We start from the raw sequence: 10,356 nt of genomic DNA, 5'->3' as shown, positions 1-10,356 counted from the left end.
GCTGCAAACATGGATTTCAAAACTTTTACACTTAAAAATGGAGCAAAAATTAAATATCTATATCGTGATAGCATTCCCATTGTTTATTTATCTGTTTTAATTCCAGCCTCTCCTCTTGATGAGATAAAACCTTCAGTTGCTTATCTTACAGCACATTTGCTTACTCACGGGACAAAAACACGAACTGTCACCGAGATTGAAGATGAGATTGACTTCTTTGCAATATCCATTGATAAAAAAATCACCCACGACTATACAATGCTTACCCTTGCAACAACAAAGAGACATCTGAAAGAAGCTTTAAACCTATTCTTTGATATACTCCTAAATCCAACATTTCCTGAAGAAGAACTAAAAAAAGAACTGATAAGAGTTGAAAAATCATTAAGGCAGATGGAAGAAGACCCTTCTTACATAGCTTATAAAAACTTTATTAAACAGCTTTTTGATAAGCATCCATATGGAAGAGCTGTTGAAGGTGAGCCTGAAGAGCTTAAAAACATTACAAGGCAGGATATAGTGGATTTTTATAAAAAGTTTTATAATCCTCAGAGAATGATTTTCTCAGTTGTTGGTAGTTTAGAGGAAAAAGAATTAAAAGAGCTTATTGAAAACCCTATCGAACAGTGGCAGGCTGTTCAATACAGTCGCAATTTAAATCCGCCTTTGTTCAAAAAAAGACAGCAACCTCTAAAAATTTTTATAAAAAGAGAGGATTTGACTCAATCAACAATAATTCTTGGTTTTGAGGGAATTTCAAGACAGGATCCAGACTTTTATGCGGTTAGTGTAATGAACTATATACTTGGTGGTGGCGGTCTTACTTCAAGACTTGCAAGACAAGTCAGAGAAGAACGGGGTCTTGCCTACTCAATATATAGCACCTTTTTACCATATCTTATGCCAGGGGCTTTTTATGTAGAGGTGAAAACAAAAAACGAAAATACTCAATATGTAATAAATTTAATTATTGAAGAGATAAAAAAGATGAAGAACTCTGAAGTGAGCGATGAAGAACTGAAAGATGCAAAGGCATTTCTTGTTGGCAGTTTTCCATTAAGGATTGACACAATGAAAAAAATAAGCGAGTTCCTGCCAGTTATGGATTTTTACGGTCTTGGGGATGATTATATAGCAAAATATCCTGAATATATTGAGAAAGTTACAAAGCAAGATATCAAGAGAGTAGCACAAAGAATTCTTAATACAGATGGGTATATTGTAGTAGTGGTAGGGAAAGATTTATAAATTCAGATTTCTACCTGTAAAGATATTAACTTCAAGGGGTACTTTAAGTTCAAAATTTTTCATTTCCCTTTCAACAATTTCCTTTACCTTTTCAATAATATTTTCTTTCACTTCAAGTACTATTTCATCATGAATCTGAAGAATGATTTTTGCATCAAGGTTTTCACCTTTAAGCTTATTATGAATTCTTATCATGGCGATTTTTATTATATCTGCTGCTGTTCCCTGAATTGGTGCATTAACTGCCATTCTTTCTGCCTGCATTCTCAAAAACTGATTCGGGCTGTTAATCTCAGGGATAGGACGGATTCTTCCAAATAATGTCCTTACAAAACCATTATTTTTTGCAAAATGAATTGTCTCTTCAATAAATTTTCTAACACCTGGATATCTTAAAAAGTACAGTTCAATCAATTCTTCTGCTTTCTCATAGGGAATTCTGATTGACTCTGAAAGTCCGAATGGGCTTATTCCATAGGAAATTCCAAAATTTACAGTTTTTGCTACTCTTCTATGTTCATCTGTAACAGCATCCTCAGGTATTGAAAAAATCTCAGATGCTGTGGCAGTGTGAATATCTTTTCCTTCATTAAATGCTTTGATTAAAGAATCATCTTCACTCATGTGAGCAAGAAGTCTTAACTCAATTTGAGAATAATCTGCACTCAGGAATAAAAATCCATCTTCAGGAATAAAAACCTCCCTCAGTAGTTCTGCCCATTGACCTTTTACAGGAATATTCTGAAGATTGGGTTCACTGCTTACAATTCTTCCTGTACCTGCAACGGTCTGAGACCATTTTGTATGGATTCTTTTAGTTTCAGGTTTTATGTAATCTTTGAGAGGAATCAGATAACCTGTCAGAAGCTTATTCAAGCTCCTATAATTGATTACTTCTCCGGGAAGTTCATGTTGTATGGACAGTTCTTCAAGCACTTCCATTTCTGTTGAACGAGCTTTTTTACCTCTTTTTCTGGTTTTAAGTCCGAGTTTGTCATATAAAACTTGGGCAAGTTGTTTTGGTGAGTTAATATTGAATTCTGTTCCTGCAATTCTGTAAATTTTTTCTCTAATTCTATCAATTTCTGAAGATACATATTTGGTGAGATTTTCAAGTTTCTCAATATCAACCTTTATCCCTGTTTCTTCCATATCAAAAAGAACCTCAATGAGAGGCATCTCAATATCAAAGAATAGTCTTTCAAGCTCTTTTTCTTTTAAAACTTTACTCAATTTTTCATAAAGTTCAAGCATGTAATTAACTGGACTTTCAGAGCCATCGTAAAACTTTCCGAGGTGTTCAAGAACAACTTCATCAAAATTGTATTTGCCTTTATTTGGATTTACAAGATATGCTGCAATCATGATATCAAAATAGGGAGGCTTTAACCGCAAGCCTGAATTTTTACAAACTCTCAAAAATTCTTTTACATTAAACAAAATCTTTAATGCTGTAGAAGAAAGAATTATTTCCGAGTTATCAAGAGGAATTTCATAGACTTCTCCATTTATTCCAACTTTGACAGTTTTATCATGAATTGAAGCTGAAAAGATTTCTTTTTCTTTTATTTTTTCAAACAATATCCTAATATCAAATTTTTTGTTCTCTGAATTTTTTACCTCAGCTGTTGAATACATCTGCATCAACTGTTTTAGGAGGCTATGGAATTCGAGTTCACGAAAAATCTCAAAGACTTTTTCTTTATCTTGCTCTTTTATCTTTAGATCCTCAATCTTTATCTCAATCGGAGCATCTTTTTTTAACATTACAAGTTCTTTACTGAGCTTGACCATTTCTACGCTTTTTGCTAAAAGTTGTGCTACCTTTGAAGGTTTTATGATATCAAGATTTTTGAGAATATTTTCCAAAGAACCGTATCTTTTTAAAAGCTGTACAGCTGTTTTTTCTCCAATGCCTTTTACTCCAGGGATGTTGTCAATAGAATCACCAACAATAGCCATAAAATCATTAAGCATCTCAGGAGGAATTCCATATTTTTTTATAACAAAGTTTCTGTCAATTATTATTTCATTGAAAGGATCATAAATCTTGATATTGTCACAGACAAGCTGTAACATATCTTTGTCAAGGCTAACAATGTAAAAAAATGTGCTCTCCGTACCACAAACATCAGGCTGAAGCTTGAAAATAACAGAGGCTATTATATCGTCTGCTTCATATCCTGGAATCTCCACTCTTTTAATGCCAAAGGCATCAACAATCTGTTTTATGTATTCAAGCTGAACTGGCAAATCTTTAGGGGTCTCAGGTCGTGTTATTTTGTAGTCTTCATAAATTTTATGCCTTTTTGTTGGATGGGGGCTATCAAAAGCACATAGCAGGTATTTGATATTTTTCTCTTTAAGAAGTTTAAGGAGCATCCTTGTAAAGCCATATACAGCATTTGTTGGTATCCCACTGGATGTAGACAATCCCTTTATTGCATGATATGCTCTGTAGACAAAACAGCTTCCATCAATCAGATAAATTTCATGCATATTTTTAGGATACCATAGAAGGTGTCTTTTTTTGTGATTTTGATTTATAATTAAAATTGATTAAAAAACTGAGGTGAGGGAGTGGTAAATATAGAATCTTTAGAAGACAAAGCAAGACAATTAAGAATTGAGATTGTCAAAATGCTTGCTAAGGCAGGCTCAGGACATACAGGAGGGAGCCTCTCTGCAGCAGATATTGTAGCTGCTCTTTATTTTTATAAGATGAAGCATGATCCAAAAAATCCTCAATGGAAGGACCGTGACAGATTTGTTCTTTCAAAGGGGCATGCAGCACCTGTTCTTTATGCAGCACTTGCTCTTTCAGGATATTTTGATAAATCTCTACTTGGAAGTTTGCGAAAGCTTGGCTCTCCTCTTCAGGGACATCCATGTTGTAAAGAATTACCAGGCGTTGAAGTTTCAACAGGCTCATTAGGTCAGGGACTTTCTGTTGCCTGTGGAATGGCTATTGGTCTAAAGCTTGAGAGTTCACCAGCAAGAGTTTACTGCCTTTTAGGAGATGGAGAGATTCAGGAAGGTCAGGTATGGGAAGCTGCTATGACAGCCTCTCACTATAAATTGGATAATCTCTGTGCAATCATTGATCATAATAATCTTCAGATTGACGGAGCATGCACAGAAGTAATGAATATAAAACCTATAGAAGCAAAGTTCATTGCCTTTGGCTGGAATGTATTTACAATTGATGGTCACAATATGCAGGAAATTGTTAATGCTCTTGATGAAGCAGAAAAAATAAAAGGTAAACCTACAATGATTCTGGCAAATACTGTCAAAGGTAAGGGAGTATCAATATTTGAAGGAAAAGTTCAATACCATGGAGTAGCTCCAACCCTTGAGGAGCTTGAAATTGCTTTAAAGGAGTTAAAAGATGGGCAAAACTGAATGCACCTGTCTGTTAGAGGATATTTCTCAGTTTTATGGAAAGGAAATGGCAACAAGAGATGCCTATGGAATTATACTTGTTGAGCTGGGTAAGAAAAATCCAGACATAGTTGTTCTTGATGCTGACTTGAGTTGTTCAACAAAAACTGCCAAGTTTGCAAAAACCTTTCCTGATAGATTTTTCAATATGGGAGTTTCTGAACAGGATATGATTGGTGTGGCTGCTGGACTTGCTCTTACAGGAAAGATTCCTTTTGCCTCTACCTTTGCAATTTTCGCTACAGGAAGAGCATGGGAACAGATCAGGCAGACTGTATGTTACTCAAATGCAAATGTAAAAATTGTTGCAACCCATGGCGGAATAACAGTAGGAGAGGATGGTGCGACTCATCAGGCACTTGAAGATGTTGCACTGATGAGGGTTATTCCAGGAATGACTGTTATTGTTCCTGCCGATGCCTATGAAACTGCTCAAGCTATAGCTACTGTAGCAGAATACCATGGACCTGTTTATGTAAGGCTTGGAAGAGCAAAGGTTCCTTCAGTAATGCCTGAAAACTATAAGTTTCAGATTGGAAAATCTTATATATTCAGAGTTGGAAAAGATGTAAATATAATAGCCAATGGAATAATGGTTGCAGAAGCTCTGAAAGCTTCAGAAATACTGAATAAAGAAGGGATTGATACAGGTGTGGCAAATTTCTCTTCTGTAAAACCTCTTGATGAAGAAGCATTGCTTAACATTGCAAAATCTTCAAAGTTAATTGTAACTGCAGAGGAACATTCAATAATTGGAGGACTTGGCTCAGCTGTTGCCGAGTTTATATCTGAAAATAATCCTGTAGCCTTAAGAAGAATTGGAGTAAGGGATACCTTTGGATGTTCTGGCTCATCGAAAGAGTTACTAAATTTCTATGGACTTACGGCAGAGCAAATTGTTCAAACAGTTAGAGATTTTTTTAGAAAATGATAACTTTTCAAGGAGTTTATAAATACTACAGTGGCATTGCTGTCTTACAGAATGTTTCATTTCACGTAGACAAAGGAGAACTTGTATTCATAACAGGTCATTCCGGAGCAGGTAAAACAACCCTTCTTAAACTGATCTTTGGTAGTGAATTTCCAGATGAAGGTGAAATAAAAGTAGCAGATTTTGAACTTTCTCGTATAAAACAAAAAGAGATACCAAGACTAAGAAGAGTTGTTACCTTTGTTTTTCAGGATTTCAGATTAAGACAGGATTTAACAGTTTTTGACAATGTAGCCCTTCCTTTGAGAGTTGTTGGAGAAAGAGAAAGAGATATTAAAATAAAGGTTTTTGATACTTTGAAGGATGTAGCCTTAAGGCACAAAGCAGACAGCATTGTTAAGACTCTCTCTGGTGGAGAACAGCAGAAGATTGCCATAGCAAGGGCAATTATTACACAACCACAGATTATTCTTGCCGATGAACCAACCGGAAATCTTGATCCCGAATCATCACAGGATATAATGAATCTATTTAAGAGGATAAATAGTAAGGGTTGCACTATTGTTATTGCTACACATAACTCAGAACTCTTTAAAAATTCTCCTTACAGGGTTTTAACTCTAAAAGAGGGAAAAATTCAATGAAGACACATATTCAATCGGCAATCAAGGGATTGTGGTTTAACAAATGGTCAACTTTATTAGCAATAGTTAGTATTGGTATATGCTTTTTTATACTTTTGGGAGTATTTGTTTTGCTTTACAATCTTGAAATATTCACTAAAAAACTTACTGAAAAAGCTGCAATAGTGATATATCTTAAAGACAACGCAACTAAGGCTGAAATTTCTTCAATGATGTCTGAATTGAAGAAAATGGGAGTTTTTTCCAAGATTGTATATATTTCAAAAGATGAAGCATTAAAGGAAATGAGGAATATTATTGATCCTGCCCTGATAGAACTAATTGGATACAATCCTCTGTCTGACACTGTAGAAGCTTTTATAAAAGATGAAAACCTGCAGAACATTGATAATGTAACGAATAAGATAAAGGAAATTTCCACAGTTGACGATGTTTATTATCCTGCTAAAATCATAGCTGGTTTAAAAAAGATAAGAGTGACCTTTCTCAATCTTGCCTTTGGTGCTGCTTTCTTTATTTCAATTGCGATTTTATTCATAATTTATGTAACTGTAAAGAGTTTTTACTGGAAAAAAACTGAGGAAATAGAGATTCTTAAACTTCTTGGTGCAACTCCTTCATATATAAGATTTCCATTTTTAATTGAAGGAGGTATTTTGGGGTTAGGAGGAAGTATTTTTGCTGGATTATTAATGATTTTATTATATCTTTCCTTACATTCAAGGGAGATTTTGGAGTATTTACCAGCAGTTACACAGATTGTTTTCCCAATTGAATTTCTGTATATCTTGCCATTTTTTGGTATAGCTTTTGGGATATTTTCTTCATTTTTTGCTCTTGGCAGAATAAAGTATCAATGAAGAACATGAAGATTTTTTATATTTTCATAATTTTTTTCATCCTGACAGCTGCCTTTAGTTTTGCAGCTCAGCCAAAGCAAGAGTTAAAAGAGATAAAAAAACAGATAGAGATTCATAAAAAAAAGCTTAAAGAAACAGAGAAAATTGAGCATAATGTTATTGAAGAGTTAAAGAAAGTTTCTAAAGAGCTTAATGAGATAGATTTAAAAATAAGAAACCATCGTGCAAAAATAAAAAATTTACAGATAAAAATTGCAGAGACAGAGAAGGGAATTAAAAGTTATAGTTTTCAACTTGAAGAAAGAAAGAAAAATCTCATAACTAAAATAAAAGGAATTCAGAGACTGAGTCATCAACCTGATGCAGATTTGATAATACTGATGGAAGAAGACACAACAAAGGCATTTCGTCTGATAAGAAATACTCAAAAAATTATTAATATTGACAGAAACCTTATTCATCAATATAAGGCAGAACTTGATAATTTAGTTATTCAACAGACAGAGCTTAAAAAACTATACGCTTCACTAAAACAGGAAGAGGAAGCTCTAAAAAAAGCAGAAGAAGCTCAAAAACAGAAGAAAAGAGAAAGGGAAATTTTACTTGCCAAAGTAAGACAGGATAAAGCTCTTTATGAGAAAAAGATTAAGGAACTTGAAGAGAATGCAAGAAGGCTTACAAGACTTCTTCAGGAAACTGAGAGAAAAGAAAAAAGAACAGGAAAAACAGAGTCTTTGCCAGAAGGTGATTTTACAAAAAAAAGAGGAACTCTTCTATGGCCTGTAAGCGGTCCTGTGATTGCACATTATGGCAGTCAAAAAGATCCTGTTTTCAATGTTCCAATTATGAGAAGCGGAATCTATATTCAGGCACAGCCTGGTACTGCAGTTAAAGCATCTGCTGAAGGAAAAGTTGTTTATGCTAACTATTTTAAAGGATATGAAAACCTTGTTATAATAAGTCATGGAGATGGTTACTACACAGTATATGGAAATCTTGGTTCTATGAGTGTCAAAGAAGGTGCTTATGTAAAAGCAGGACAGATGATTGGCACTGTTGGAACTGCTTCAGCCATAGATACACCGGCAGTTTATTTTGAGATTAGATATAGAGGTAAACCACTTAATCCAGAACAGTGGTTAAGAAAATAAAAAAGGAGGAATAAATAAAGTAATGAAGAAAAGAGTAACTTTGTTTGTGTTAGTCTTAGTTATTGCTATAAGTGGAATAATAATAGGGAGATGGTCAGCAGCTCAAAATACAGACAGTATCTATGAAGATTTACGAACATTTACAGAGGTGTTTACTACAATAAAGAAAAACTATGTTGAAGATGTTAATCCTCATGAGCTTATAATTTCAGCAATTAAAGGAATGGTTAATTCTCTGGATCCCCATTCTGCATATTTAACTCCAGAAGCTTATAAAGAATTTCAAACCGAGACTAAAGGAGAGTTTGGAGGGATAGGAATTCAAATTGGAATAAAAGAAGGTGTTTTAACAGTAATTGCTCCTATTGAAGATACTCCAGCATGGAAGGCAGGAATTAAAGCGGGAGATAAGATAATTAAAATTGATGGAAAACCGACAAAAGACATGAACATAAATGATGCTGTATCAAAAATGCGTGGACCAAAAGGAAAACCTGTTACACTTACAATTCAGAGAGATGAATGGAAAGAGCCAAAAGACATTACAATTGTGAGAGATATCATTAAAATTAAAAGTGTTAAATACAAAATGATTGATAAAGAAATTGGTTACATAAAGCTTACTCAATTTCAAGAAACCACAGCACAGGATTTGGCAAATGCTTTAAAAAATCTCAAAGAATCAGGAATGCAAAGTTTGATACTTGATCTTAGAAACAATCCTGGAGGACTTCTTCAGAGTGCAGTTGATGTTTCAGAGCAGTTTTTACCTCCAAAACATCTTGTTGTCTCAATTAAAGGAAGAACTGGAGAAAAAATAGAATATTACACTGAGAATTTGAGGCCCTCTTACACAGATATTCCCATGATTGTTCTTGTAAATCAGGGCTCTGCTTCTGCATCAGAAATTGTGGCGGGAGCTTTACAGGATTGGGGAAGAGCTCTTGTTCTTGGCATTCAAACCTTTGGAAAAGGTTCTGTCCAGAGTCTAATTCCTTTAAGTGATGGTTCTGCTTTGAAACTAACAACAGCAAAATACTATACACCAAAAGGAAGAAGCATTCATGCAGTTGGAATAATGCCAGACATAGTTGTAAAACTTGAAACCAAAAATGGGAAAGAAGTTCCTATCATAAGAGAAAAAGAACTTGAACAGCATCTTAAGGGAGACAAAATTGAACCTCAGGAAAAGGCTCCACAGGAAGTGGATGAGAAAGATGATACTCAACTTCAGAGAGCAATTGATATTTTGAAAAGCTGGAAAATAATGGAAAAACTCAAAAAAGCAGCTTAATACTGTAAATAAATCTCCAATTTCTGTTAAAATATTCTTGACTCCCGTGAAAGCGGGAGAATTTTATTTTTTGAGGTCTTTGTAATGAAAATTGAGGTCTTTGATATACCCGAAGAAGGACTTGATATTGAACTTGAAGAAACTCCAAAGATAGAAGGAGTTAAAATCAATAAATCTTTTAAAGCTATTTTAAGAATAGAAAAAAAAGGTGCTGAAGTTTTTATAAAAGGTATTGTCAGCGGAGAAGTTGAACTTCAGTGTAGTAGATGTCTTAAGGAATATACACATCCAATAAAAACTTTAGTAGAGGTGAGTTATCATCCATTAGAAGAGCTTAATAGGGAAGAACTTATAGAGCTGAAAAAGGACGAGATGGATGTGGATTTCTACAGAGAAGGATTGATTGATACGGACGATATAATTAGAGATCAAATTTTACTAAATATCCCAATGAAACCTTTATGCTCGGAAACCTGTAAGGGCTTATGCCCAGTTTGTGGAACAGACTTGAATGAGTTTGAATGCCGATGCGAAGTTAAAGAAATAGATCCAAGAATGGCAGTATTACAAAAACTTTTAAGGAGGATGAGGAAAAATGGCTAATCCAAGACATCGTCATACCCCTTCAAGAAGGGACAAAAGAAGAGCTAACTGGTTTAAAGTGGCTACACCTACATTTGTTGAATGCCCTGAATGCAAGGAGCCAAAGCTTCCTCACAGGGTATGTCCAAATTGTGGAACCTACAAAGGTAGAAAATTTTTAGAGGTAGAAGAGTAATTTAAA

Annotated in this window: 10 protein-coding genes; 9 read left to right on the top strand and 1 reads right to left on the bottom strand. The window is 34.4% G+C overall.

The window, feature by feature from the left end; all coding sequences use genetic code 11:
- Positions 1 to 9 precede the first annotated feature (9 nt).
- Complete coding sequence (locus TAGGR_RS09740; protein ID WP_161936222.1) at positions 10 to 1,248, top strand: M16 family metallopeptidase; 1,239 nt, start codon at positions 10 to 12, stop codon at positions 1,246 to 1,248.
- On the opposite strand, the gene polA is transcribed toward TAGGR_RS09740, so the two are convergent.
- Positions 1,243 to 3,747, bottom strand: a complete 2,505-nt coding sequence (polA, locus tag TAGGR_RS09735) for a DNA polymerase I (RefSeq protein WP_059177172.1) — start codon at positions 3,745 to 3,747, stop codon at positions 1,243 to 1,245. The two genes, TAGGR_RS09740 and polA, sit on opposite strands and share 6 nt — an antisense overlap.
- Positions 3,748 to 3,828: 81 nt before the next feature.
- Here polA and TAGGR_RS09730 point away from each other — a divergent pair, with 81 nt between their 5' ends.
- The 8 genes from TAGGR_RS09730 to rpmF all read left to right on the top strand — a co-directional run bounded on the left by TAGGR_RS09730 (position 3,829) and on the right by rpmF (position 10,350).
- Positions 3,829 to 4,653: a transketolase gene (locus TAGGR_RS09730; protein ID WP_059177171.1), complete on the top strand. Its 825-nt coding sequence runs from the start codon at positions 3,829 to 3,831 to the stop codon at positions 4,651 to 4,653.
- On the top strand, positions 4,640 to 5,623 hold the full coding sequence (locus tag TAGGR_RS09725) for a transketolase family protein (protein WP_082673656.1): 984 nt from the start codon (positions 4,640 to 4,642) through the stop codon (positions 5,621 to 5,623). The genes TAGGR_RS09730 and TAGGR_RS09725 overlap by 14 nt, the downstream gene beginning before the upstream one ends.
- The gene (gene ftsE / locus TAGGR_RS09720) at positions 5,620 to 6,267 is read left to right on the top strand and encodes a cell division ATP-binding protein FtsE (protein WP_059177170.1); all 648 of its coding nucleotides are present in this window, start codon (positions 5,620 to 5,622) and stop codon (positions 6,265 to 6,267) included. The genes TAGGR_RS09725 and ftsE overlap by 4 nt, the downstream gene beginning before the upstream one ends.
- Positions 6,264 to 7,127, top strand: a complete 864-nt coding sequence (locus tag TAGGR_RS09715; RefSeq protein ID WP_059177169.1) for a cell division protein FtsX — start codon at positions 6,264 to 6,266, stop codon at positions 7,125 to 7,127. The genes ftsE and TAGGR_RS09715 overlap by 4 nt, the downstream gene beginning before the upstream one ends.
- 5 nt (positions 7,128 to 7,132) lie before the next feature.
- Positions 7,133 to 8,278, top strand: coding sequence for a murein hydrolase activator EnvC family protein (locus tag TAGGR_RS09710; protein WP_161936221.1), 1,146 nt, complete (start codon positions 7,133 to 7,135; stop codon positions 8,276 to 8,278).
- A 22-nt stretch (positions 8,279 to 8,300) separates the two neighbouring features.
- Positions 8,301 to 9,572 (top strand): S41 family peptidase, encoded by a 1,272-nt coding sequence (locus TAGGR_RS09705; protein WP_082673655.1) that lies wholly within the window; start codon positions 8,301 to 8,303, stop codon positions 9,570 to 9,572.
- Between the two features lie 84 nt (positions 9,573 to 9,656).
- Positions 9,657 to 10,175: a YceD family protein gene (locus tag TAGGR_RS09700; RefSeq protein ID WP_059177166.1), complete on the top strand. Its 519-nt coding sequence runs from the start codon at positions 9,657 to 9,659 to the stop codon at positions 10,173 to 10,175.
- Positions 10,168 to 10,350 (top strand): 50S ribosomal protein L32, encoded by a 183-nt coding sequence (gene rpmF / locus TAGGR_RS09695; RefSeq protein ID WP_059177165.1) that lies wholly within the window; start codon positions 10,168 to 10,170, stop codon positions 10,348 to 10,350. Before TAGGR_RS09700 ends, rpmF begins: the two co-directional genes overlap by 8 nt.
- Positions 10,351 to 10,356 lie beyond the last annotated feature (6 nt).

The organism is Thermodesulfovibrio aggregans, from assembly GCF_001514535.1.
Lineage (GTDB): Bacteria > Nitrospirota > Thermodesulfovibrionia > Thermodesulfovibrionales > Thermodesulfovibrionaceae > Thermodesulfovibrio > Thermodesulfovibrio aggregans.
Note: the sequence above shows the minus strand (reverse complement) of the source record. Positions and strands in the feature narration are given on the sequence as shown.

Coding starts and splice junctions, on each gene's coding strand:
- TAGGR_RS09710 (WP_161936221.1), top strand. CDS start 7,133: ATGAAGATTTTTTATATTTTCATAATTTTTTTCATCCTGACAGCTGCC.
- TAGGR_RS09705 (WP_082673655.1), top strand. CDS start 8,301: ATGAAGAAAAGAGTAACTTTGTTTGTGTTAGTCTTAGTTATTGCTATA.
- TAGGR_RS09725 (WP_082673656.1), top strand. CDS start 4,640: ATGGGCAAAACTGAATGCACCTGTCTGTTAGAGGATATTTCTCAGTTT.
- TAGGR_RS09740 (WP_161936222.1), top strand. CDS start 10: ATGGATTTCAAAACTTTTACACTTAAAAATGGAGCAAAAATTAAATAT.
- rpmF (WP_059177165.1), top strand. CDS start 10,168: ATGGCTAATCCAAGACATCGTCATACCCCTTCAAGAAGGGACAAAAGA.
- ftsE (WP_059177170.1), top strand. CDS start 5,620: ATGATAACTTTTCAAGGAGTTTATAAATACTACAGTGGCATTGCTGTC.
- TAGGR_RS09715 (WP_059177169.1), top strand. CDS start 6,264: ATGAAGACACATATTCAATCGGCAATCAAGGGATTGTGGTTTAACAAA.
- TAGGR_RS09700 (WP_059177166.1), top strand. CDS start 9,657: ATGAAAATTGAGGTCTTTGATATACCCGAAGAAGGACTTGATATTGAA.
- polA (WP_059177172.1), bottom strand. CDS start 3,747: ATGCATGAAATTTATCTGATTGATGGAAGCTGTTTTGTCTACAGAGCA.